The organism is Heliomarina sp. (assembly GCF_052826185.1).
This window is the reverse complement of sequence record NZ_JBRBUI010000054.1, coordinates 668,171-690,805: the sequence shown is the minus strand read 5'-3', so window position 1 is coordinate 690,805 and position 22,635 is coordinate 668,171. Positions and strand designations below refer to the sequence as shown.

20 protein-coding genes are annotated in these 22,635 nt (G+C 61.1%); 12 read left to right on the top strand and 8 right to left on the bottom strand.

Features of this window, described 5'->3' with window-relative positions; translation table 11 throughout:
- Nucleotides 1–110: 110 nt before the first annotated feature.
- Genes ACU0FH_RS21555 through ACU0FH_RS21545 form a run of 3 tightly spaced genes read right to left on the bottom strand, consistent with a single transcriptional unit; the run spans nt 111 to nt 2,381 of the window.
- The gene (locus ACU0FH_RS21555) at nt 111–1,448 is read right to left on the bottom strand and encodes an MATE family efflux transporter (RefSeq protein ID WP_446196738.1); all 1,338 of its coding nucleotides are present in this window, start codon (nt 1,446–1,448) and stop codon (nt 111–113) included.
- Entirely contained in the window at nt 1,441–1,962 is a 522-nt protein-coding gene (locus ACU0FH_RS21550; RefSeq protein ID WP_446196737.1) for a PaaI family thioesterase, read from the bottom strand. The genes ACU0FH_RS21555 and ACU0FH_RS21550 overlap by 8 nt, the downstream gene beginning before the upstream one ends.
- The gene (locus tag ACU0FH_RS21545) at nt 1,962–2,381 is read right to left on the bottom strand and encodes a PaaI family thioesterase (RefSeq protein ID WP_446196736.1); all 420 of its coding nucleotides are present in this window, start codon (nt 2,379–2,381) and stop codon (nt 1,962–1,964) included. Before ACU0FH_RS21545 ends, ACU0FH_RS21550 begins: the two co-directional genes overlap by 1 nt.
- A gap of 124 nt (nt 2,382–2,505) precedes the next feature.
- Between ACU0FH_RS21545 and ACU0FH_RS21540 the strand changes: the two genes are divergently transcribed.
- From ACU0FH_RS21540 to ACU0FH_RS21495, 10 genes are all read left to right on the top strand, one after another.
- Complete coding sequence (locus tag ACU0FH_RS21540; protein WP_446196735.1) at nt 2,506–2,874, top strand: MerR family transcriptional regulator; 369 nt, start codon at nt 2,506–2,508, stop codon at nt 2,872–2,874.
- A 211-nt stretch (nt 2,875–3,085) separates the two neighbouring features.
- Nucleotides 3,086–3,487: a MerR family transcriptional regulator gene (locus ACU0FH_RS21535; protein WP_088634893.1), complete on the top strand. Its 402-nt coding sequence runs from the start codon at nt 3,086–3,088 to the stop codon at nt 3,485–3,487.
- 55 nt (nt 3,488–3,542) lie between these two features.
- Nucleotides 3,543–5,324: an acyl-CoA dehydrogenase C-terminal domain-containing protein gene (locus ACU0FH_RS21530; protein ID WP_238370155.1), complete on the top strand. Its 1,782-nt coding sequence runs from the start codon at nt 3,543–3,545 to the stop codon at nt 5,322–5,324.
- A gap of 246 nt (nt 5,325–5,570) precedes the next feature.
- The gene (locus tag ACU0FH_RS21525) at nt 5,571–6,728 is read left to right on the top strand and encodes an acyl-CoA dehydrogenase family protein (protein WP_446196734.1); all 1,158 of its coding nucleotides are present in this window, start codon (nt 5,571–5,573) and stop codon (nt 6,726–6,728) included.
- 298 nt (nt 6,729–7,026) lie between these two features.
- The gene (locus ACU0FH_RS21520) at nt 7,027–7,665 is read left to right on the top strand and encodes a glutathione S-transferase family protein (RefSeq protein ID WP_446196733.1); all 639 of its coding nucleotides are present in this window, start codon (nt 7,027–7,029) and stop codon (nt 7,663–7,665) included.
- 10 nt (nt 7,666–7,675) lie between these two features.
- Complete coding sequence (locus tag ACU0FH_RS21515; RefSeq protein ID WP_446196732.1) at nt 7,676–8,887, top strand: acetyl-CoA C-acetyltransferase; 1,212 nt, start codon at nt 7,676–7,678, stop codon at nt 8,885–8,887.
- Nucleotides 8,888–8,909: 22 nt separating this feature from the next.
- Nucleotides 8,910–11,111, top strand: coding sequence for a 3-hydroxyacyl-CoA dehydrogenase NAD-binding domain-containing protein (locus tag ACU0FH_RS21510; protein WP_446196731.1), 2,202 nt, complete (start codon nt 8,910–8,912; stop codon nt 11,109–11,111).
- Between the two features lie 201 nt (nt 11,112–11,312).
- Nucleotides 11,313–11,975 carry an SDR family NAD(P)-dependent oxidoreductase gene (locus ACU0FH_RS21505; protein ID WP_446196730.1) on the top strand — a complete coding sequence of 221 codons (663 nt, stop codon included), beginning with the start codon at nt 11,313–11,315 and terminating at the stop codon, nt 11,973–11,975.
- Nucleotides 11,969–13,495 (top strand): cryptochrome/photolyase family protein, encoded by a 1,527-nt coding sequence (locus ACU0FH_RS21500; protein ID WP_446196729.1) that lies wholly within the window; start codon nt 11,969–11,971, stop codon nt 13,493–13,495. Before ACU0FH_RS21505 ends, ACU0FH_RS21500 begins: the two co-directional genes overlap by 7 nt.
- 339 nt (nt 13,496–13,834) lie before the next feature.
- Nucleotides 13,835–14,506 carry a VPLPA-CTERM sorting domain-containing protein gene (locus ACU0FH_RS21495; RefSeq protein ID WP_446196728.1) on the top strand — a complete coding sequence of 224 codons (672 nt, stop codon included), beginning with the start codon at nt 13,835–13,837 and terminating at the stop codon, nt 14,504–14,506.
- A gap of 171 nt (nt 14,507–14,677) precedes the next feature.
- Here ACU0FH_RS21495 and ACU0FH_RS21490 read toward each other — a convergent pair whose 3' ends face one another.
- A complete protein-coding gene (locus ACU0FH_RS21490) occupies nt 14,678–15,331 on the bottom strand; it encodes a sulfotransferase family 2 domain-containing protein (protein ID WP_446196727.1) in 654 nt (217 codons plus the stop codon).
- A gap of 129 nt (nt 15,332–15,460) precedes the next feature.
- Between ACU0FH_RS21490 and ACU0FH_RS21485 the strand changes: the two genes are divergently transcribed.
- Both ACU0FH_RS21485 and ACU0FH_RS21480 read left to right on the top strand, forming a co-directional pair.
- The gene (locus tag ACU0FH_RS21485) at nt 15,461–17,086 is read left to right on the top strand and encodes an AMP-binding protein (RefSeq protein ID WP_446196726.1); all 1,626 of its coding nucleotides are present in this window, start codon (nt 15,461–15,463) and stop codon (nt 17,084–17,086) included.
- Nucleotides 17,087–17,166: 80 nt separating this feature from the next.
- Entirely contained in the window at nt 17,167–18,180 is a 1,014-nt protein-coding gene (locus ACU0FH_RS21480) for a hypothetical protein (RefSeq protein WP_446196725.1), read from the top strand.
- A gap of 3 nt (nt 18,181–18,183) precedes the next feature.
- On the opposite strand, the gene ACU0FH_RS21475 is transcribed toward ACU0FH_RS21480, so the two are convergent.
- The 4 genes from ACU0FH_RS21475 to ACU0FH_RS21460 all read right to left on the bottom strand — a co-directional run bounded on the left by ACU0FH_RS21475 (nt 18,184) and on the right by ACU0FH_RS21460 (nt 22,633).
- Complete coding sequence (locus tag ACU0FH_RS21475; protein WP_446196724.1) at nt 18,184–19,350, bottom strand: SPOR domain-containing protein; 1,167 nt, start codon at nt 19,348–19,350, stop codon at nt 18,184–18,186.
- A 67-nt stretch (nt 19,351–19,417) separates the two neighbouring features.
- The gene (upp, locus tag ACU0FH_RS21470) at nt 19,418–20,050 is read right to left on the bottom strand and encodes a uracil phosphoribosyltransferase (protein WP_238370143.1); all 633 of its coding nucleotides are present in this window, start codon (nt 20,048–20,050) and stop codon (nt 19,418–19,420) included.
- Between the two features lie 67 nt (nt 20,051–20,117).
- Nucleotides 20,118–21,329 carry a phosphopentomutase gene (locus ACU0FH_RS21465; RefSeq protein WP_446196723.1) on the bottom strand — a complete coding sequence of 404 codons (1,212 nt, stop codon included), beginning with the start codon at nt 21,327–21,329 and terminating at the stop codon, nt 20,118–20,120.
- Complete coding sequence (locus ACU0FH_RS21460) at nt 21,326–22,633, bottom strand: thymidine phosphorylase (RefSeq protein ID WP_446196722.1); 1,308 nt, start codon at nt 22,631–22,633, stop codon at nt 21,326–21,328. Before ACU0FH_RS21460 ends, ACU0FH_RS21465 begins: the two co-directional genes overlap by 4 nt.
- Nucleotides 22,634–22,635 lie beyond the last annotated feature (2 nt).

The window sequence follows — 22,635 nt, the reverse complement described above, 5'->3', positions numbered from 1 at the left end:
CTGAACCGATTGCACAATTACTGCTAAAATTTGCAGGAAATGCAGGAACCGGCACCCGATAGATTGTCTCCCCGCAGGTAACAGCGTGATATTTTTCGGGAAGTCTGCCCTTAATCAGGAGCGACACCACGTTCCAGCGCGGGGTAGCGCGCCGCAAGCGTCAGGCCCCGCGCGACGTAGGACAGCAGGAAAGCCATCCATAAGCCGTGATTGCCCCAGATCGGCACCAGCACCACAACCGCAATGGCGTAAGCTCCGGTGGAGATAAAGGCCATGTTGCGCATATCGCCGGTGCGAGTCGCGCCAATGAAAACACCGTCCAGCATCCAGCTTGCCACGCCCAGAACGGGCACGGCGACCATATAGGCAAGGTATACCCGTGCCTCTGCCTGTACGTCGGGCACCTTTGCCATCGTGTCCACGATCATCCCGCCAAACAATGCGAATGCAGCGCCAAGCAGAAACGCCCCTACGACGGCCCATACCGACGCCATCACGATGGAACGGCGCAGTCGCGGGATGCTTTTTCGGCCAATCGCCTGCGCAACCAACGCCTCGGCCGTAAAGGCAAAACCATCAAGGAAGCAGGCGGTTATCTCGATGAACTGCAACAGGATCTGGTTAGCGGCCAGCGTCACGTCTCCGAAATCGGCGCCGAGGAACAGGAAGGAAACCATCACCGACATCAACAGCAGTGATCGGACAAGGATATCGCTGTTCACGACCATCATCCGGCGCAAGGCCACCGGATCGAAGATCGACGACCGGTCGCGCCAGTCCGGGCCGTGGAAAGCACCTCGGCAGAACCAGAGCGCCAGCACCAGACCGGACCACTCGGCCAGAAACGTCGCGATGGCGACACCGGACACGCCCCAGTCAAGCCCCAGTACGAACCACAGGTCCAGCAGTACGTTCAGCCCGTTCATCCAGAGCTGTATCGCAAGAACGGCACGTGTCCGCTCGAGCGCGATCAGCCAGCCGGTGATGCCGAATATCGCGATGGCGGCAGGGGCCGACCAGATCCGGATCGACATGTAGGACCGCGCGAGAGTTTCTACCTCTTCCGACGCGGGAGAGAGCATGAATGCGCCCCAGAGCAGCGGCAGTCGCAACAGAATCAGCACGACACCGGCAGAAACGCCGATCAGCAGCGCCCGCATCAAGATCGCGGTCACTTCTCGGCTATTGCCTGCTCCTTCGGCCTGCCCCGTCAGCCCGGTCGTGCCCATCCGCAGGAAGCCGAAAAACCAGTAAAGCGTCGTGATGATGATCGCGCCGATCCCAACCGCGCCAATCGGGGCGGCCTCGCCTATCTGCCCGACAACGCCGGTATCAACGATCCCAAGGATCGGCACCGTTACGTTGGACAGAACGATAGGCGCCGCGATGTTCAGAACGCGGCGATGTGTGATCGGCTTCGGTGGCGTAGGCGCGACCGTTTCAGTCATCGGCCACCGACACAGCCGGCGGCATGAGGAAGTGGCCGGACCCTTGCGCAAAGAGCTTGTCGCGATTGTCCTGCCAGGCCTCGGCACGGACCGAGGCATAGCGCCGTCCCTGCCGGGTCACCGTCGCGCGGGCATAAGCGTCGCGCGGTAAACCGGTGCGCAGGTAATCGACGGTGAATCCGATTGTCTTAGGCAGCCGTGGCATGGTTATCGGCGTGACCTCGGACAGATCCAGCGCGCCGCTTTCGATATCGGGCCAAAGATAGGCCCAGCTGAGCGAAATGATCGATGTCACCTCGAGAAAGGCCGCCGTAACCCCGCCATGGATGGCAGGCAGCATCGGATTGCCGATCAGTTTCTCGGAAAAATGCAGAACGCCCGTCAGTTCGTCGCCACGCCGGTCGAAATCGATGCCCAGAAAGCGCACGTAAGGCACCCCCTCGACCAGAGCGGACAGGGCCCCGTCCCGGCGTTGCTTGACGACCTGGACCGGTTCGGGACGGGCACGCGCCATCATGCTTCTCCCACGGTGAACGACCCCGAGGCGCGCGCCACCGGCACGTCGGTATCATCGTCCACGGCAGTCGCTTCGACAAAAGCGACGTTGCGGGTGATGTGATGGCAGGTGGCGCGGGCGACAATCGACTGTCCCGGCGTCGCCGCACGCATGTATTCAATACGAAGATCGATCGTTGCTGTTATGCCCCGCGCGTCCGGATGGCTCATGACCGCCGTGCCGCAGCAGGTATCGATCACCGTGGAAACCGCACCGCCATGCAGGACACCTGTCTGCGGATCGCCGACAAGACGTTCGTCATAGGGCATCGTCATTTCGGCATATCCGGCCCCAAGTTGGGTAATCTTCAGGCCGAGTTCACGCGCATGCGGCAGGGCGTGAATGAACTGTTGGGCCAGTTCGGTTTTTTCAGACATGCCGCGTTCCTGTTTTCCTGCTGTCATCACCTTATGATCAAACCCTTCCCCAAAGGGCAAGCCCGCTGGTTGCGTCTACGCGCCTGCGGCCTTAACCTTTGAACTATGCAAGCAGAGAAATCCGATGGCCGACGTTAACCTGAGTTTCAAAGAAATGTGCGCGCGGTTCGACGTTACGCCAAGAACCCTGCGCTATTACGAATATATTGAACTCATCCACCCCCACCGCGAGGGGCGCACGCGCCATTACGGACCACGTGAAATTGCCCGGATGAAGCTGATCCTGCGCGGGCGCAGATTCGGCTTTCAGCTGGAAGATATCCGTCAGTGGCTACTGATATACGAGAAAGACGGCACAAAACCGCAGATGCGGGCCTTTGTCGAAATGGCCGATCGCCAGCTCGTGGACCTTGCGGAGCAGAAACAGCAGATCGAAGAAGCGATGAGCGAGCTTCGCAAGCTTCGCAGTGAGGCTGAATCAGAGATCGACTGAGTCGATTCCGCCCCTCACACTTGCCGTTTCCTGCGCGAATTCCACATTCCCTTAGGTAAAATATTTCCTGACAGCCAAGGCTGAAGAAATTCTCTTGCGCCGTTTGTGAAATGACGTGACGTTCAACTTACGTGAACGTCAACTTTCGTTGTAATGAGGCGCCCAGATCATCATTTCGCGAGAACACAACCCACACGAGCAATAAGACATGATGACAGAAAAATTCCTGACCATCCGCGAAATGTGCGACGTCTTCGACGTCACCGCACGTACCTTGCGGTTCTACGAATCCAAAGAACTTCTGTTTCCGGTCCGCCAGGGACAGAAGCGGCTGTTCACCAAGCGTGACCGCGCGCGGCTCAAGCTGATCCTGCGGGCCAAGAGGTTTGGCTTTTCGCTGGAGCAGGTGCGCCAGTTGCTGGACCTCTATCACATCGATGACCAGCAACAGACGCAGATCCGCAAGACCTACGAGGTCGCCTGCGAAAGACTGGCCGACATGCAGCGCCAGCGCGATGAACTCGACGCGGCCATTTCGGACCTCCAGGAGCAGATGAGCTGGGCCGAAAAGATCATGCAGGCCGACGAAAACCCGAAGCAGGCCGCCGAATAAGGCGGCCCTTCCTTCCCCCCACAACGACGCAAACCAGCTAAGACGGAGCGCCCATATGCCAAGTTACACTGCCCCTACAAAGGATATGCAATTCATTCTGCACGAGGTGCTGAAAGTCACGCAGGCCGATGTTCCGGGCTACGAAGAACTTGAGCCCGAGTTTACCAATGCCATCCTCGAAGAGGCCGGCAAGATCAGCTCCGAGGTGCTCCAGCCGCTGAACGCGGTGGGCGATACCGAAGGCTGCAAGCTGGAAAACGGCGTCGTTCGTACCCCCACGGGCTTCAAGGAAGCCTTTGACAAGGTAAAGGAAGGCGGCTGGCCCGGGCTCGACATGCCCGAGGAATATGGTGGCCAGAACATGCCCTACGTGCTGAACACCGCCGTGGGTGAAATGTTCTCCTCCGCCAACCAGGCCTTTACCATGTACCAAGGCCTGACCCACGGCGCGGCTTCGGCCATTCTTGCCCACGGGTCGGACGAGCAGAAGAACACCTATCTTCCCAACATGGTGTCCTGCGAATGGACTGGCACAATGAACCTGACCGAACCGCATTGCGGCACCGATCTTGGCCTGATGCGCACCAAGGCCGAACCGCAGGATGACGGCAGCTACAAGATTTCCGGCCAGAAGATCTTTATCTCGGCAGGCGAGCACGAGATGGCCGACAACATTATCCACCTCGTTCTGGCCAAGATCACCGGCGCGCCGGAAGGCATCAAGGGCGTGTCCCTCTTCATCGTGCCCAAATTCCTCGTCAACGAGGACGGCAGCCTTGGCGCGCGCAATGGCGTCGCCTGCGGCAAGATCGAAGAGAAAATGGGCATTCACGGCAACTCGACCTGCGTGATGAATTACGACGAGGCCACCGGTTACCTGCTCGGCGAAGAGCACAAGGGCATGCGCGCGATGTTCACCATGATGAACGAAGCCCGCATCGGCGTCGGCATGCAGGGCCTGTCGCAGGCCGAGGTCGCGTTCCAGAACGCGCTTGAATATGCCAAGGACCGCCTTCAGGGCCGCGACGTGACCGGCGTCAAGAACCCCGATGGCCCGGCCGATCCGCTGATCGTGCATCCCGACATCCGTCGTTCGCTGATGGACCAGAAAAGCTTCGCCGAAGGTGCCCGCGCCTTCATCCTCTGGGGCGCCAGCATGATCGACCGCGCCCACCGTGCAGGCGACAAGGATGCCGACGGCCTGGTGTCGCTGCTGACCCCGGTCATCAAGGGCTTCCTCACCGATCAGGGCTACGACATGACCGTCAAGGCCCAGCAGATCTACGGCGGTCACGGCTATATCGAGGAATGGGGCATGTCGCAGTTCACCCGCGATGCCCGCATCGCGATGATCTACGAAGGTGCCAACGGCGTGCAGGCGCTGGACCTTGTGGGCCGCAAGCTGGCTGTCGATGGTGGCAAACACGTGATGGCCTTCTTCGATCTGGTCAAGAACTACATCAAAGAGAACTCGGGTCAGGACGAAGCGTTCGACAAGGACTTTCTCGAGCCGCTCAAGAAGGCCTCGAAAGACCTTCAGGCCGCAGGCATGTATTTCATGGCCGAAGGAATCAAGAACCCGAACAACGCGCTGGCCGGGTCCTATGACTTCATGCACATGTTCGGTCATGTCTGCTTGGGGCTTGTCTGGGCGCAGATGGGCAAGGCCGCTATGACCGCGCTCGCCGATGGCGCCTCGGACAAGGAGTTCTATGAAACCAAGCTCGCCACCGGTCGTTACTACATGGCGCGCCAGCTCCCGGCGACGGCTCTGCACCTCTCGCGCATCCAGAGCGGTGCCGACACGGTCATGGCGCTGGAAGCAGCGAATTTCTGAACCCCGTTCCTGCGAACCGGGCGGTACGCCGCCCGGCTTCCCGGCAAGAGGAGAACTCAAGAAAGACGCAACCTGTTAATGCGAAACTGCGCATTGTTCCGGTTCGATGGCGCTGCCGGAGGTTTTCCGTTTATCGGATCCCGCCTGCAGATGCCACCAGACCGGTTTCGCGTTCACTGCATGAAAGAAAGGCGCGCCCCGCCCAGCGCGGGACAGCCGGTCGAATGCCAGGGGAGGAAAGGCACAATGAAAAATACGTTCTCGGCAACAAGCGCGTGGATGAGCGACGATCATCACATGCTCGCCGATATGACGGCCCAGTTAATCAATCGCGAATGGGCCCCGAAATTCGAGAAATGGCGCCATCAGGGTCAGATGGATCGCGAGATCTGGCAGGAAGCCGGTGCGCTCGGCCTGCTCTGCCCCTCCATTCCCGAAGCATATGGCGGCGCCGGCGGGGATTTCGGCCACGAAGCCGCGATCCTCATCGAAGCCGCCCGCGCGAACCTCGCCAGCTGGGGCGCGGCCATCCACGGCCCGATCGTCTCGCATTACATCTTGGCCTATGGCAGCGAAGAACAGAAACAACGCTGGTTGCCAAAAATGGTCTCCGGCGAACTGGTCGGCGCTCTTGCAATGACCGAACCCTCAACCGGGTCAGACGTACAGAACATCAAGACAAAGGCGATCCGTGATGGGAATTCCTACAAGCTCTCCGGTCAGAAAACATTCATCTCGAACGGCCAGCACGCGAACCTGATCGTCGTGGCTGCCAAAACGGACCCGTCCCTCGGGGCAAAAGGCGTGTCGCTGGTGGTCCTTGAAACCGACGGTGCCAGCGGCTTCCAGCGTGGCAGAAATCTTGAGAAGGTCGGCATGCATGCCGCAGATACCTCGGAGCTCTTCTTCGATAACGTGGAAATCCCGCCCGAAAACGTCCTTGGCGGCGAAGAGGGACAGGGGTTCTACCAGATGATGAGCCAGTTGCCACAGGAGCGTCTGACCATCGCCTGCACCGCGCAGGGCGCAATGGAAGGCGCAGTCGAGCGCACGATCGATTATTGCAAGGAACGACAGGCCTTCAACGGCCCTCTTACCCAGTTCCAGAACACCCGCTTCAAGCTTGCCGAATGCAAGACGAGAACGATGGTTTCCCGCGCTTTCCTCAACGAATGCATGCTAGAACACCTCGAAGGCAAGCTGAGCGTCGAAAAAGCCGCAATGATCAAATACTGGTCCTCGGACACCCAATGCGAGGTGCTTGACGAATGCGTACAGCTACACGGCGGCTACGGTTTCATGATGGAATATGCGGTCGGCGCCATGTGGGCAGATGCCCGCGTCCAGCGCATCTACGGGGGCACCAACGAGATCATGAAAGAGTTGATTGCGAGGTCGCTTTGACACAGCAGCGTCCCGCAACCTGCCCCCTTGCTCCCGCCTCCGGCGGCCGTATTTGGAACGAGAAGAAAGGCTGTATGCGTTCACCCCGCGACCCGGCGCCGATCCGACTCTCCGTCACTCGAGCGGGGCCGCGGGGCTTCTCCTCGTGCGGTCATCGGCTCGGCAGCCTGTACCGCAGCTCTCACTTGACACCTAAAACTTTAAGACAAGGTTACGAAAGAAACGCACCCTGTGCTTCTTCTCGTTTCAAATACGGAAATTCCGACATCTCAGCACACGCCTTGGGAGGGCTTGAACGATGACGATCCAGCTGCACTGTTTCGGTGAAAGCGGCAATTCCTACAAGGCCGCGATAGCGCTGCAACTCTCGGGCCTCGACTGGGAACCGGTTTACGTTGATTTTTTCAACGGCGCGACGCGCAGCCCGGACTACCGGAGCACCGTCAACAACATGGGCGAAGCGCCTGTGATGATCGATGGAGATATCCGCCTCAGCCAGTCGGGCGTTATCCAGCAGTATGTGTCCGACAAATCGGGCAAATTCGCAGGCAAGAATCAGGCCGAGAAATACGACGTTTTGCGCTGGGTGCTTTGGGACAACCACAAGCTCAGTTCCATGGCCGGTTTGACCCGTTTTCTCATGAACTTCCTGCCCGAGGACAAACGACCGGCAGATGTAATCTCTTTCAACCTCGGCCGCCTGAAATCGGCTTATGCGACGCTGAACGACCATCTCGCAGAGCGCGACTGGATCGTGGGCAGCGACGTCACCAATGCGGACCTTTCCTGCTGCGGGTATCTCTATTACCCGGAACCCTTCGGTTTCGACCGCAAGGACTGGCCTCATATCAATACCTGGCTGGCGCGCCTCAGCGAACAGCCGGGCTGGAAACACCCCTATGACTTGATGCCCGGATCGCCTGCCGACCGGGCCTAAGGAGGACCATATGACCGACGCTTACATTTATGACGCGCTGCGCACGCCACGGGGCAAGGGCCGCAAGGACGGCGCCCTGCACGAGGTGACCTCGCTGCGCCTTTCCGCCCTGACGCTGAACGCGCTGAAAGAGCGCAATAATCTTGATGGCCATGCGGTCGAGGACGTGATCTGGGGCAATGTTACCCAGGTGACGGAACAGGGTGGCTGCCTTGCACGCTCGGCGGTGCTTGCCTCGGATCTCGATGAATCGATCCCCGGTCTCGCAATCAACCGGTTCTGCGCTTCGGGCATGGAGGCGGTCAACCTAGCCGCAAACCAAGTCAAGGGTGGTGCTGGCGATGCCTATATCGCGGGCGGCGTCGAGATGATGGGCCGCGTGGCCATGGGCAGCGACGGGGCGGCCATTGCCGTCGACCCGACACTGGCGATGGAGAAATACTTTGTGCCGCAGGGCATTTCCGCTGACATCATCGCCACCGAATACGGGTTTACCCGCGACGAGGCCGATGCGCTGGCCGTGGAATCCCAGCGCCGCGCAAAGGCCGCCTGGGACGACGGGCGTTTCGACAAATCGGTGATCACCGTGCGCGACCAGAACGGTCTGCCGATCCTCGATCATGACGAATACATGCGCCCCCAGACCGACATGCAAAGCCTTGGTGCGCTGAATGCTTCGTTCCAGGCGATGGGCGAAGTCATGCCCGGCTTTGACAAGGTGGCGATGCTGAAATACCCGCATCTGGAAAAGATCAACCACATCCACCACGCGGGAAATTCTTCTGGCATCGTAGACGGGTCCGCCGCCGTGCTGATCGGCAACAAGGAATTCGGTGAGAAATACGGGCTGAAACCCCGCGCCCGCATCAGGGCAACCGCCAAGATCGGCACCGATCCGACCATCATGCTGACCGGACCTGTCCCGGTGACGCAGAAGATCCTCGCCGACAACGGTATGGACATCAAGGACATCGACCTGTTTGAGGTGAACGAGGCCTTTGCCGCTGTCGTGCTGCGCTTCATGCAGGCCTTCGATGTGGATAGCGACAAGGTCAACGTGAACGGCGGCTCCATCGCGATGGGCCACCCGCTGGGCGCGACCGGGGCGATGATCATCGGCACCCTGCTGGACGAAATGGAACGCGCCGACAAGGAAACCGGTCTGGCGACGCTTTGCATCGCCTCGGGCATGGGCGCGGCCACCATCATCGAACGCGTGTAAGCCGGGAAAGAGGAGACATCAAATGACTGATTTCACGATGGAAAAAGGCGCCGATGGCGTCGCTCTGATCACCTGGGACTGCCCCGGCAAGACGATGAATGTCATGTCGATCGACGGGTTGAAGGAACTGGAATCCTGCATCGATGACGCGCTGGCGGATGATGCGGTAAAAGGCGTGGTCATCACCTCGGGCAAGGAAGGCTCCTTTGCCGGTGGCATGGACCTGAACCTGCTTGCGACGCTCAAGGAAAGCGCGGGCGACGATCCGGCCAAAGGGCTCTTCGAGGGCACGATGGAAATGCACGCCCTGCTGCGCAAGATCGAGCGCGCCGGAATGGATCCGAAAACCAACAAGGGCGGCAAACCGATTGCCGCCGCCCTGCCCGGCACCGCGGCCGGTATCGGTCTGGAACTGCCGCTGGCCACCCACCGCATCTTTGTCGCCGACAATCCCAAGGCACGGATCGGCCTGCCCGAAATCATGGTCGGAATCTTCCCCGGCGCGGGCGGCACCACGCGACTGGTGCGCAAGCTTGGCGCGATGGCAGCTTCGCCGCTGCTGCTCGAAGGCAAGATGCTGGAACCGGCCAAAGCCAAAGGCGCGGGCGTAATCGACGAGGTTGTCGCCGATCCGGTTGCCGCTGCACGCGAATGGGTGCTGAACGCGACCGACGCAGACATCCTGAAACCTTGGGATGCCAAGGGCTACAAGATGCCCGGCGGCGCGCCTTACCACCCGGCAGGTTTCATGACCTTCGTGGGCGCGAACGCCATGGTCAACGGCAAGACGCAGGGCGCCTTCCCGGCGGCCAAGGCGCTGCTGAGCGCGGTCTACGAGGGTGCGCTTGTTCCGTTTGACACGGCGCTCAAGATCGAGGCGCGGTGGTTCACCCATGTGCTGATGAACCCCTCTTCGGGCGCAATGATCCGCTCGCTTTTCGTGAACAAGGAAGCTCTGGAAAAAGGCGCGGTCCGCCCCGAAGGTATACCGGATCAGCGCGTGAAAAAGCTGGGCGTTCTTGGCGCGGGCATGATGGGCGCGGGCATCGCGCTTGTCTCAGCTCAGGCCGGGATGGAGGTCGTGCTGATCGACCGGGATCAGGCCGCCGCCGACAAAGGCAAAGCCTATACCGAGGCCTATCTCGACAAAGGCATTTCCCGTAAAAAGGTCACGCCCGAAAAGAAAGAGGCGATGCTTGGCCTGATCAACGCGACCCCGGATCTCGACGCGCTGAAAGACTGTGACCTGATCATCGAAGCCGTTTTCGAAGATCCCAAGGTCAAGGCCGAGATGACCCAGAAGGTCGAGGCGATCATCCCCGAGGATTGCATCTTTGCCTCCAACACCTCGACCCTGCCGATCACCGGGCTGGCCAAGGCGTCCAAGCGCCCCGAGCAGTTCATCGGCATCCACTTCTTCTCGCCTGTCGAGAAGATGCTGCTGGTCGAGATCATCAAGGGCAAGGAAACCGGTGACCGGGCCGTGGCCAAGGCGCTCGACTACGTGCGCCAGATCCGCAAGACCCCGATCGTGGTGAACGATGCGCGCTTCTTCTATTGCAACCGCTGCATCATCCCCTACGGCAACGAGGCGACCCGCATGGTCACCGAAGGTGTCGCACCGGTGCTGATCGACAATGCCGCGCGCCAGCTTGGCTTCCCCGTCGGTCCGATCCAGCTGGGCGATGAAACCAGCATCGACCTTGCCGCCAAGATCACCCGCGCCACCAAGGAAGCGATGGGCAACGAATACCCCGCGTCCGAGGCCGACAATCTGGTGTTCTGGATGGAGGAAGAAGGCCGTCTGGGCCGAAAGGCCAAGGCCGGTTACTTCGACTATGACGAAAAAGGCAAACGTCTGGGCTACTGGAAAGGTATCCACGACAAGTACCCGCTGGCCGATGAACAGCCCGACCTGATCGAGATTCAGGAACGGCTGATGTTCGCGCAGGTGCTCGAAGCTGTCCGCGCGCTGGAAGAGGGCGTACTGGAAGACATTCGCGAAGGCGATGTCGGCGCGGTCCTCGCCTGGGGCTTTGCGCCGTGGTCCGGTGGCCCGTTCAGCTGGCTCGACATCATCGGCACGCCCTATGCCGCCGAACGCTGCGACCAGCTTGAGGCGAAATTCGGCGAGCGGTTCAAATGCCCCGATCTCCTGCGCGAGATGGCGTCCAAGAACCAGACCTTTTACGGGCGCTTCTCGCCCGAGGCCAAAGCGGCCTGATCGACAAAAGCTAAAGGGCGCCCGCGTGGCGCCCTTTTCTTTTGGTCCAACGATACGCACCGGGATCACCTCATTGGCCACATCCTGCGAGCCCCTATGACCGTTTCCGACCGCACGCCCCTGTCCCCGATGGCCTGATCCCCGGGGTTTTAATCCCACCGATCAGAACTAGATCCAAGCGCTACCAAAAGGGAGAAGCGCGTGAAAAAGGCCCTGATCATCGGAGCGTCCGGGGGAATTGGCAAAGCCATCGCCAAAAGGCTTGAGGAGAGCGAGATCGAGGTGACCCGTTTGTCGCGCAGCAGCGATCAACTGGACGTCACCGACGCGGACTCGGTCGACCGCGTGCTTGGGGAACTGACCGGCCCCTTCGACCTGATCCTAGTCACAACAGGCATCCTCGCACCGCAGGGCGGACAACCCGAGAAATCGCTCGACCAGATCGACGCGGCGGCAATGGCAGAGTTGCTGGCCGTCAACACGATTGGCCCGGCGCTGGTTCTGCGCCATGCCCCCCGTTTACTAGCGCAAGAAGGTCGGCCTGTCGTCGCGGTTCTCACGGCGCGCGTGGGTTCGATCGGCGACAATGCCCTCGGCGGCTGGTACAGCTATCGCGCCTCCAAAGCGGCCGCCAACCAGATCGTCCACACAGCGGCCATCGAAATCGGGCGAAAGAATAAATCGGCGGTCGTCGTCGCGCTTCATCCCGGGACGGTCGCCACCAGTTTCACCCAAGACTATCCCGGTCACAGAAAGGTCGCGCCGACGGAGGCCGCCGAAAACCTTCTGCGCGTGATCGACGGGCTGGACCGAAACGATAACGGACGGTTCTTCGACTGGGCTGGAAAGGAAGTCCCGTGGTGAAACTGGTCCTCGTTCTCGGCGACCAGCTCACCCCGACGCTTGCCTCGCTCCGCGCGGCAGACAAGGCAAATGATCGCGTCGTCATGGCCGAGGTGACCTCCGAGGCCTCCTATGTCCCCCACCACCCGAAAAAGATCGCGCTGGTCTTCGCCTGCATGCGCAAATTCGCGCAACAGCTTCGCGACGACGGCTGGACGGTGGATTACACCCGGCTCGACGATCCGGACAACGCCGGGTCGATCCCGGGAGAGCTGCTTCGCCGCGCGTCTGATAGCGGCGCATCCAGCGTGATCGCCACGCGCCCCGGCGAATGGCGGCTGATCGAGGCGCTGGAGGACACGCCGCTCGATCTCGACATCCTGGAAGACGACCGTTTTGTCGCCAGCCATGCCGATTTCAACGCTTGGGCGGACGGGCGCAAACAGCTGCGCATGGAGTATTTCTATCGCGAGATGCGTCGCAAGACGGGACTTCTGATGGAGGATGATGAGCCAACCGGGGGCAAATGGAATTTCGACCAGGACAACCGCAAGCCAGCCAAACCCGATCTCTTCATGCCCAGTCCGCTGAATTTCGAACCGGACGAAACCGTGCAGGAAGTGCTCGACCTCGTCGAAGCGACCTTTCCCGACAACTTCGGCGAACTACGCCACTTTGGTTTTGCCACCGACGCAACCGAGGCCGAGGCCGTGCTCGACAATTTCATCGAAACCGCCCTGCCCCAATTTGGCGACTATCAGGATGCTATGCTGTCCGGGCACCGGTTCCTCTACCACGCGTTGATCTCTGCCTATCTCAACATCGGCTTGCTCGACCCGCTGGACGTCTGCCGCCGGGTGGAAAAGGCATGGCAGAAAGGGCACGCCCCGCTCAATTCTGCAGAGGGTTTCATCCGCCAGATCATCGGCTGGCGCGAATTCGTGCGCGGGATCTATTTCCATGAAGGTCCCGACTACGCCAACAGAAACTGGCTCGAACACGACCGGGCGCTTCCAGGTCTCTACTGGGGGCAGAAAACCGGCATGACCTGTCTTTCAAAAACTGTCGAACAGACCAATGAGGAAGCCTACGCGCATCACATCCAGCGACTGATGGTCACCGGGAATTTCGCCCTTTTGGCCGGGATCGACCCTGCCCAGGTGCATGAATGGTATCTTTCCGTCTACTTCGATGCCTTCGAATGGGTCGAGGCCCCGAACACCGTGGGCATGAGCCAGTTCGCCGACGGCGGATTGGTCGCATCCAAACCCTATGTCTCATCGGGCAGCTATATCGACCGGATGTCGGACTACTGTTCCGAATGTTCCTATTCCGTAAAGGAAAAAACCGGAAAAGACGCATGCCCGTTCAACCTGCTCTATTGGCATTTCCTGTCCCGCCATCGCAGCCGGTTCTCAGACAATCCCCGCATGGCCATGATGTATCGCACATGGGACAAGATGGAGTCCGATCGCCAGGATGAGATCCTGACCGGCGCGGAAGACTTCCTCAGCCGTATGGACGCGGGCGACCCGGTCTGAGCAAGCTTGGTAGCTACCGCCGTAATACCCGTCCCGGCAGATAACCCACTGTTTGATCCCTCGGCAAGGGCTCCGACCCGGCTTTCGCGAGCTTCTGCAAGCATATTGCACGCGTCGAAAAGCCTGACCAACGTTCAACACCGCGTCCCGGATAAAATCTTGTGCTGGTCGAACAGCAGTAACCCGCCGTTCGCCCTGCGATGGCCCTACACGCGCCTTTCATTCCAAGGGGCGTTCGCGTATCTTTTACTTCTAAGTAATAAATTTTTCAAACTCATTGGCCTGCTTCGAGGTCCGAATGGCCTGTTAAAAGAACGACTTTAAAGAGGAGCTTATTGCATGAAATTCCGCAGCATCATCGGGGCTTTGGTATCCACAGCTGTTTCAATAACAGCACTGCCGGCCATGGCAGCAACCTTTGTTTTCAACGTCCAAGTTGTCGAAAGCATCGATGTCGTGCCGTCGCCAACATTCGATTTGCCGGATGTCGGGACGGTCGGGACCGTGACCTTCCTTCTGGATGCCGCCACACTGGACTCTGACGGAGATCCTTTGACAGGCATCAATGTTGATGCCCCTCTTTCCCAGTCTCTCGCCGACGCAGAGGCGACGATTGGCGGGCTAACCTCCGACCTGTCCGATGTGAGCATTTTCGGTTTCCCGGGTGGCGCCCGCTTTAGCAACGGGAGCTTCAGCAATATCACAATTTCGCTAGCCGGTGCGGACTGCATTGCCCTGAGCTGTACGCTGGCAGGTTCATTTTCGATCCTGAAGCCGGGCGCTCCCGCGCCAACGCTCTTTGCCGATGTCGAGGCGCTCTTATTGGACCCCGACGCAGTTGCCCGGTTTTCCTTCAATGGCACGGTGCAAGGGGAATTTGTGAGCTTCGTGGCGGAATCGGTTCCCACACCGGTGATCCCGCTGCCTGCGGGTGGCATTCTGCTGCTCTCAGGACTGATGGGATTTGCCGCGTTTCGGGGACGGCAACACGTGGTGACGGACCCGCGTTAGAGTTCAAACCATCCGGGGTTCCCAAACTGGCGTGACCAATGCAGCGCGCGTTTCTATGTGAAACGCGCTATTTTAACCGGCATTCACATTTGCCAACAAGCGATCAGGCTCCCTGAACGGGCACTCGGCTCTATCCCTGCCATTTCAACCGATACCGCCAGAGCGGCCCGTCTAGACCCCCTCGAACCGATACCCGAAACGCGCGATATCCTCGGCGCAGGAATCGGCAACCGCTTCTGCGGCGCGATCGTCGTAATAGCTGCGGTAATCCGACACCCTGTCCGACCGGTTCACATGCGGCAGATCAAGCTTGAACCCAAGATGCTCCCACAAAACACTGGAGCCCCGCTCGAAATCTTCGATCCGGATATAAGCGCCGCAATGTTCCCGCCCGTCGCTGCGCCGCATGTAGCTTGCCGCCGGAGAGGCCGCAAAAGCCGCGCAGGTTTTCGGATGGCACAGGAAATCCGTGAAATCCAAGGCACCGGCCAGCGCCACAGCCGGATGGCCGAACGCTTGTTCGCGCAGCCAGTGGTAATAGCTCACCGCCCGGTCCCACGGGTTGCGCACCAGCGTAAAGGCGAACAGCCCGTCCATCACCGGATCCGGCACCAGACCCTCGATATCGGCGAGGGTGGAATGCTTCCACAACCGACCCCGCGTGTTCTTGCCGCTGACCCTGTGCCGCCGCTTCAGCGCCTTGGGCGTATCGCCCAGCATGATGTCATCCTTCATCGCCCGCCCCTCGAGCGCGAGCGCCAGAGAGGTCCCTCCGGTCTTGGGGATATGGATGAAAACATAACGGCGTCCGGGACTTAGGATCATGTACCAACGCTATCCGATTTCCATGGCCCCGCAATAACAAGCTGCGAATATTGCGCATCTGCCTCTTTTCAATACCCTCGGCGCGGCGCAATATTACGCGACAACACACCGTCTGGGAGGGGACAGATCATGGGCTGGATGCAGGATGAAACCGGGCTGGAGCGTAACGCGGCCAATTACGTGCCTCTCACGCCGCTTTCCACTCTGAAACGGGCCGCGCTGATCTATCCTGACGAACTGGCCGTGGTCTATGGCCCGCACCGCAAAACCTACCGCGAATACACCGATCGCGTGACGCGGCTCGCCTCTGCATTGGCGGCCAAAGGTGTAAATCCCGGCGATGTGGTCGCAACTGTGATCCCCAACCTCCCCGCCCAGGCCGAGGCTCATTTCGGCGTGCCCGCCTGCGGCGCCGTGCTGAACACGATCAACACAAGGCTCGACGCCGATACCGTCGCTTATATCCTTGATCATGGCGGGGCGAAGATCGTGCTGGTCGACAGCCAGTTCATCCCCCTCATGAAAGACGCGCTTTCCCGCATGGGAGAGACAAAACCCGAAGTCATCGAGGTACCCGACGATCACGCGAACCACCCCGCGAGCGGAGACTTCGAAACCTACGAAGACATGCTGGTCAGCGCCGATCCCGAATTCAACTGGATCATGCCAGAGGACGAGTGGGAAAGCATCGCGCTCAACTACACCTCCGGCACGACCGGGCGACCCAAGGGCGTCGTCTATCACCATCGAGGCGCCTATCTGAACGCGATGAGCCAGATCCTCAGCTGGCGCATGGTGTTGCGGCCCCGCTACCTGACCATCGTGCCGCTGTTCCACTGCAACGGCTGGTGCCACACATGGATGATGCCGATGGTTGGCGGCCGCCTGATCTGCTGCCGCGACATCACCGCGCCCGCGATCTTCAACGCCATCGCGGATGAGGGCGCGACCCATTTCGGTGGTGCACCCATCGTGCTGAACGCGCTGGTCAACGCGCCGGAAAGCGAGCGTCGCGAATTCGACCACGTGGTCGAGGTCTTTACCGCCGGTGCCCCGCCGGCCCCCGCCACGCTCGCCAAGATCGAACCGATGGGCTTCAACATCACGCAGGTCTACGGCCTGACCGAAACCTATGGGCCTGCCACCGAATGCACATGGGGCGAACAGTGGGACGGTTTACAGGGCAACGACCGCGCCGCGGTCAAGGCGAGACAGGGCGTTGCCATGCCGATCTTTGAACATATCACCGTGGTGGATGATAACATGGACCAGATTACAATGGACGGCGTCGATCACGGGGAAATCGTGATGCGCGGCAATGGCGTGATGAAGGGCTATTATAAGAACCCCGAAGCTACCGCCGAGGCCTTCAAAGGCGGGTACTTCCACTCCGGTGACATCGCCATCCAGCATCCCGACGGGTTCATGCAGATCACCGACCGCGCCAAGGATGTGATCATCTCGGGCGGCGAAAACATTTCCTCGGTCGAAGTCGAAAACGTGCTGATGGGCCACCCGGACGTAAATCTTGCCGCCGTTGTCGCCAAGCCGGACGAGAAATGGGGCGAAAGCCCTTGCGCCTTCGTGGAACTCAAACCCGGCGCAAGCACCGATGCCGCGGGGCTGATCGCCTATGCGCGTGACCACCTCGCCCATTTCAAGGCGCCCAAGACCGTCGTTTTCGAGGAATTGCCCAAGACATCGACAGGCAAAATCCAGAAATTCGAGCTGCGCAACCGCGCCAAGGCACTCTGACACTTGTCAGAAGTTTGCCCTGCTGACATTGGCCATGTTATGAAAAGAAAAACACCGAGGCACAGGCAAAACCGGCGCAGATGACAGCCCTGACCCAGTATGAACGGCTGGAGGCCACCGGCCTCTGGCGACCGAACCCGCAGGAGCAGCGGCGAGAGGTTTATGTTTCCATTGGCAAGGCCACTCTGACCATTTCGAATTTTCACAATCAGGCGCTGACCCACTGGTCTCTCGCCGCGATTGAACGGGCCGATCCGAACAGCATGCCTGCCATCTATCACCCCGATGGCGATCCGGATGAAACGCTTGAACTCTCGGAAAACGAAGCGGAAATGATCGAGGCCATCGAAAGGCTGCGTCGCGCCGTCGATCGTGCCCGCCCCCGGCCCGGACGACTGCGCGGTGTCGGCATCGCCGCCGTCGTGATCGGGATGATCGCTGCCGCGACGCTCTGGCTGCCCGGCGCGATGATGCGCCACACGCTGAACGTGGTGCCGGACATCCGGCGTCAGGACATAGGCGAGGCACTGCTTGGCCGGCTCGAACGCGTATCCGGCCGGGCCTGCCGCTCTGCCGAAACCCAGCCGGTCCTCAAACGGCTCGCGCGTGAACTTGGCGTGCGCCGCATCGTGATCCTGCCCGCCGGTGTCCGCGACAGCCTCCACCTGCCCGGCGATGTCGTCGTGCTGAACAAGGCGCTGGTCGAAGATTATGAGGACCCCGCCGTCGCCGCCGGATATGTGCTGGCTGAGAAAACCCGTGCCGAGCATCTCGACCCGCTGAAAGAACTGCTGCAGGAAAGCGGCGTTGTCGCTTCTTTCCACCTGCTGACCACTGGCGAACTCACGCAGGAAATCCTCGACGGCTACAGCGAGCGCATCGTGGTCGCGCCCAAGACGCCCCTGCCCCAGGACGCGCTGCTTGAGAATTTTGCCGAGGCCAAGCTTTCCACCAAGCCCTATGCCTATGCCGTCGATGTGACCGGGGAAACCACGATCGGCCTGATCGAGGCCGATCCCCTCACCGGGAAAGCCCAGACCTCTCTGATGAGGGATCGCGACTGGGTCCTACTTCAGGGTATTTGCGGCGGCTGAAACCTAGCGGCTTCCACCCCGATTGCCCGCCTTGTTTGCCGGGGCCGAACGGGTAGACACCCGCGCAACCGGCGCCGTCTGCGCAACGGGCGGAGTCCAGAATGGCGAATTGCCCCGCACCGCCGGTTCTTCTACCGTGACCACGCGCGCAGACGCATCCTGCGGCAAAAGACGGCGCGGCAGGTCCTTGCTCCAGATCCTGTCCGTCTGCGCCTCTCCGGTTTGCGACACCAAGGCGCGCTTGGGGTTCAGCCGGTCGTCGTCCCATGCCGGGCGATAGCCTATGGGTACGGCCGGACCATGGGTGACAACGCTTGGCCGCAGCGTCATTTCCGCCCGTTTCGGGTTAAGCCGGTCATCAGTCCAGACCGGGCGATAGCCTTTTGGCACGGTAAACGTGCCTGCGTTCTTGCGGTTCTCATAGATATGGCGACGAACGGCGCGCGTATCCGGTGACAATCCCGCCTGCGCGGCCTCCGAAGAAGTCGTGACCTTAGCCGTCGCCGTCCGTTTGGCCGGTGCCGTGCTGGTGAATACCGTCGGCGCAGGTCCTGCCGAGGGCTGGCGTGCGGGCGCGGTTTGCCGGGCAGTGCGCGGCGGCGCAGCGGGCTGGGGTGCAGCTTCCGCAGCGGGCACGTTGGTAAACACCGTCGGTTCCGGTCCGGGGGACGGTTTGCGAACAGGGGCCGTTGGCGCACTCTCCGGCGCGGTGGTGACACGCGGCGCGGGCGCGGATGGTTCGTTCGTAAATACGGTCGGCGCCGGTCCCGGCGATGGTTCGCGCGGGGCGGTTGTCACCCTTGGCGGAGCCGATGGACCGGCAGGCGCGGTGGCGCGATCTGACGGGTCAAGCTCGATGATCTCGACCGGCCCCGTCGTCGAGGCCCGTCCGCCCGATCCACTCGCAAGCTCTGCCCGCTGCGCCTCGCTCAACGACGGCTGATACCCGCAGACCTGCCGCCGCGCGCGATCCACGCGCGGCACCCATGTGACGGTCCCGTCGATCCCGGCGCGGATATAGATGCAGCCCCGGCTGTCGACATATTGCCTTGCGGTATAGGAACTTGGCGGGAATTCGGCCGGAGGCCGGGCATCGCGAAGCGGCTGTGCCACCGCCGGGCCGGCGCCCGCCAGCAGCAGAGAGATAGCAATAGTTCTTGTTATCTTCACAGCAGCACCCACGATATATTGCGGTCAAAGATGCAGCGAATCGGACGCTGAGTAAAGCAGCCTTTCGTTACTTGGTGCCGAACATCCGGTCACCCGCATCGCCCAGACCGGGCATGATATAGCCCTTGCTGTTCAATCCGCGATCGACCGCCGCCGTGACGATCTGCACATCCGGATGCGCCTCTTTCATCCGCGCGATCCCCTCGGGAGCGGCCAGCAGACAAAGAAACCGGATATCCGTCGCCCCGGCCTTTTTCAGCAGATCGACCGCCGCCGCCGAGGAATTGCCCGTCGCCAGCATTGGATCGACCGCGATCACCAACCGGTTGTCGAGCGATTCCGGCACCTTGAAGTAATACTGCACCGGTTGCAGCGTTTCCTCGTCGCGATAAAGACCGACAAAACCCACCCGCGCAGAGGGGATCAGCTCCAGCGCGCCATCCAGCATCCCGTTCCCGGCCCGCAGAATCGACACCAGCGCCAGTTTCTTGCCCGCAAGCGACGGCGCATCCATCGTCTCCATCGGAGTCTGGATAGTCTTGTCCTCAAGCGGCATCTCGCGTGTGACTTCATAGACCAGCAATTGCGTGATCTCACGCAGAAGTTGGCGGAACACCGCGGTCGAGGTCGCCTTGTCCCGCATCAAGGTCAGCTTGTGCTGCACAAGCGGGTGTTTCACTTCGGTCAGATGCTCAGTCATGTGGCGCGCTCCGGCTAAGAGATTTTCCCCTTATTGTGACAGCGAGACGATGCAGGCAAGCCATCGCTCAGAAAAAGCTGCGCCCGGGGCCCTGTGATGCCACTCCAAGATGCGCCGCGACACTGGCTGCCACATCCGTGAACGCAACCTGTCCCAGCGGGCCCGCCCCTCTTCCTGCAACCAGAACGGGAACCCTCTCGCGCGTATGATCGGTGCCCTTCCAGCTTGGATCGTTCCCATGATCCGCCGTGAACAGCATCATGTCGCCCGGCTGCATCGCCGCGACAAGAGCACCAACCTTGGCGTCAAACCACTCCAGCGCCCGGGCATAGCCCGAAATGTCGCGTCGGTGCCCATAAAGGCTGTCAAACTCCACGAAATTGGCGAATGTCAGACTACCAGGTACTGCCTCGCGCATGAGATCTTCCATATGATCCATAAGCTTGGCATCCGATCCCTTGCGCAGGTCATCGATTCCCCGCATGGAGAATATGTCGCCGATCTTTCCTACACCATAAACCCGCCCGCTGGCCTGCTGCACCCATTCGCCCAGCACCGGTGCAGGCGGTTCAATCGCATAGTCGCGCCGGTTCGTGGTGCGTTGAAACCCCTCTTCAGGCGAGCCGACAAAGGGCCGCGCAATGACCCGGCCCACTTTCATCGCATGCAACCGTGGCGCGACGTTCTTGCAAAGCTTCAGCAGGCGCTCCAGCCCGAATGTCTCTTCATGCGCGGCGATCTGGAACACGCTGTCCGCCGAGGTATAGCAGATCGGCCAGCCGGTTTTCATGTGCTCCGCGCCAAGTTCTTCGATGATCGTCGTGCCCGAGGCGTGGCAATTGCCAAGAATGCCTCCGGTGCCCGCCGCTTCGGCCACGGCGCGGCTCAGGTCTTCGGGAAAGGCTGGACGTTCCTCGGGGAAGTAATGCCAGTCCCATGGCACCGGCACGCCTGCCAGCTCCCAATGTCCCGAAGGCGTGTCCTTGCCGGGTGAGATCTCGCTCGCCGCGCCCCACATGCCCTCGGGTTCCGCCCCAAGCCCCGGTGCGTCCTCGCCCGAGGCCAGCCGGACCGCCGCCCCAAGCCCAAGCCGGTCGAGATTGGGCATTTTCAACGGCCCACTCCGCCCCTCTTCGGCACGCCCCTCGGCGCAGGCCATCGCAATATGCGCCAACGTGTTCGCGCCCGTATCCGGCAGATCGCCGTTAAGGAACCGGTCCGCATCCGGTGCCCCGCCGATCCCGACAGAATCCATGACGATCAAAAAGGCACGGCTCATCTGACGATCCTCTCGTGAACAACTTGCGGTATCGCGGGCTTTTCAGGCGCGATCACAATCGCTTTTTGCACGGCCGCACGGGCCGCTTCCGCCGCCTCCTCGCGCGCCGCATGCACCATCGCCAGCGGCGTCCCTTTTTCAATCCGCGTGCCCAGCCGCACAATCTTTGACAGCCCGACCGAAGGGTCAATCCGGTCGCTTTCCACCTGACGCCCGCCGCCCAGACTGATCACCGCTAGCCCCAGCGCCTCGCCGTCTATCGAGGCGACATAACCAGCCTCGGAGGCCACGACCTCGCGCATGATATTTGCCTCTGGCAGCAGCCGCCGCCAATTGTCGAGGAATTGCACCGGCCCGCCCTGCGCCGCTACCATCTGACCGAATTTCTCGCCCGCGCGCCCATCGGCGATAACCGCTCGGATCAGCGCTTCTCCCGCCGCCGCATCATCGGCCAGCCCCGCATCGGCTAGCAGCACACCGCCCAGCGCGACAGTGATCTCGACCAGCGGCCCACCGTCCTCTCCACTCAGTGCCTGCATCACCTCGGCCACTTCAAGCGCGTTGCCAAGGCTGGGTGCAAGCGGTTGATTCATATCGCTGATCACCGCGCTTGTCGGGCATCCTGCCGCCTCTGCGGTGTCCCGCAGGGCCCGTGCCAGCGCCTGCGCCTCGGGCAGGGATTTCATGAAAGCGCCGCTGCCCAGTTTAACATCCAGCACCAGCGCGCCAGGCGCCGCCGCCAGCTTTTTCGACAGGATCGACGCCGTGATCAGGTCAAGGCTTTCCACCGTCCCAGTCACATCCCGGATCGCGTAAAGTCGGCGGTCCGCCGGGGCGATCCCCTCGGTCGCGCCCACGATGGCGCAGCCATGTTTGCCGACAATCTGCTGAAACTGGTCCCGCGCAATCGCTGTCGTGAATCCGGGGATCGATTCCAATTTATCCAGCGTACCGCCCGTATGCCCAAGCCCGCGCCCCGAAATCATCGGCACATAGCCCCCGCAGACCGCCAGCGCCGGGGCAAGGATCAGCGACACGCAATCGCCGACGCCGCCGGTCGAATGCTTGTCGATCACCGGCCCGTCAATATCCCATGACAGAACCTCACCGCTGTCGCGCATGGCAAGCGTCAGCGCCGCACGCCCCTTGGTGCCCAGATCGCCAAGGCAGACCGCCATCGCAAAGGCCCCCGCCTGCGCATCGCTGACCGTGCCATCGGCCAGCCCCTGCGCAAACCAGCGCAGCTCGGCCACATCGGGCACCTCGCGCCGCCGCAGCCGCGCGATGATCGAACGCGCATCCACGG

Bases quoted from the DNA above. Each gene is read 5' to 3' on its own strand.
- ACU0FH_RS21555 (WP_446196738.1), bottom strand. From the start codon at position 1,448: ATGACTGAAACGGTCGCGCCTACGCCACCGAAGCCGATCACACATCGC.
- ACU0FH_RS21550 (WP_446196737.1), bottom strand. From the start codon at position 1,962: ATGGCGCGTGCCCGTCCCGAACCGGTCCAGGTCGTCAAGCAACGCCGG.
- ACU0FH_RS21545 (WP_446196736.1), bottom strand. From the start codon at position 2,381: ATGTCTGAAAAAACCGAACTGGCCCAACAGTTCATTCACGCCCTGCCG.
- ACU0FH_RS21540 (WP_446196735.1), top strand. From the start codon at position 2,506: ATGGCCGACGTTAACCTGAGTTTCAAAGAAATGTGCGCGCGGTTCGAC.
- ACU0FH_RS21535 (WP_088634893.1), top strand. From the start codon at position 3,086: ATGACAGAAAAATTCCTGACCATCCGCGAAATGTGCGACGTCTTCGAC.
- ACU0FH_RS21530 (WP_238370155.1), top strand. From the start codon at position 3,543: ATGCCAAGTTACACTGCCCCTACAAAGGATATGCAATTCATTCTGCAC.
- ACU0FH_RS21525 (WP_446196734.1), top strand. From the start codon at position 5,571: ATGAAAAATACGTTCTCGGCAACAAGCGCGTGGATGAGCGACGATCAT.
- ACU0FH_RS21520 (WP_446196733.1), top strand. From the start codon at position 7,027: ATGACGATCCAGCTGCACTGTTTCGGTGAAAGCGGCAATTCCTACAAG.
- ACU0FH_RS21515 (WP_446196732.1), top strand. From the start codon at position 7,676: ATGACCGACGCTTACATTTATGACGCGCTGCGCACGCCACGGGGCAAG.
- ACU0FH_RS21510 (WP_446196731.1), top strand. From the start codon at position 8,910: ATGACTGATTTCACGATGGAAAAAGGCGCCGATGGCGTCGCTCTGATC.
- ACU0FH_RS21495 (WP_446196728.1), top strand. From the start codon at position 13,835: ATGAAATTCCGCAGCATCATCGGGGCTTTGGTATCCACAGCTGTTTCA.
- ACU0FH_RS21490 (WP_446196727.1), bottom strand. From the start codon at position 15,331: ATGATCCTAAGTCCCGGACGCCGTTATGTTTTCATCCATATCCCCAAG.
- ACU0FH_RS21485 (WP_446196726.1), top strand. From the start codon at position 15,461: ATGGGCTGGATGCAGGATGAAACCGGGCTGGAGCGTAACGCGGCCAAT.
- ACU0FH_RS21480 (WP_446196725.1), top strand. From the start codon at position 17,167: ATGACAGCCCTGACCCAGTATGAACGGCTGGAGGCCACCGGCCTCTGG.
- upp (WP_238370143.1), bottom strand. From the start codon at position 20,050: ATGACTGAGCATCTGACCGAAGTGAAACACCCGCTTGTGCAGCACAAG.
- ACU0FH_RS21465 (WP_446196723.1), bottom strand. From the start codon at position 21,329: ATGAGCCGTGCCTTTTTGATCGTCATGGATTCTGTCGGGATCGGCGGG.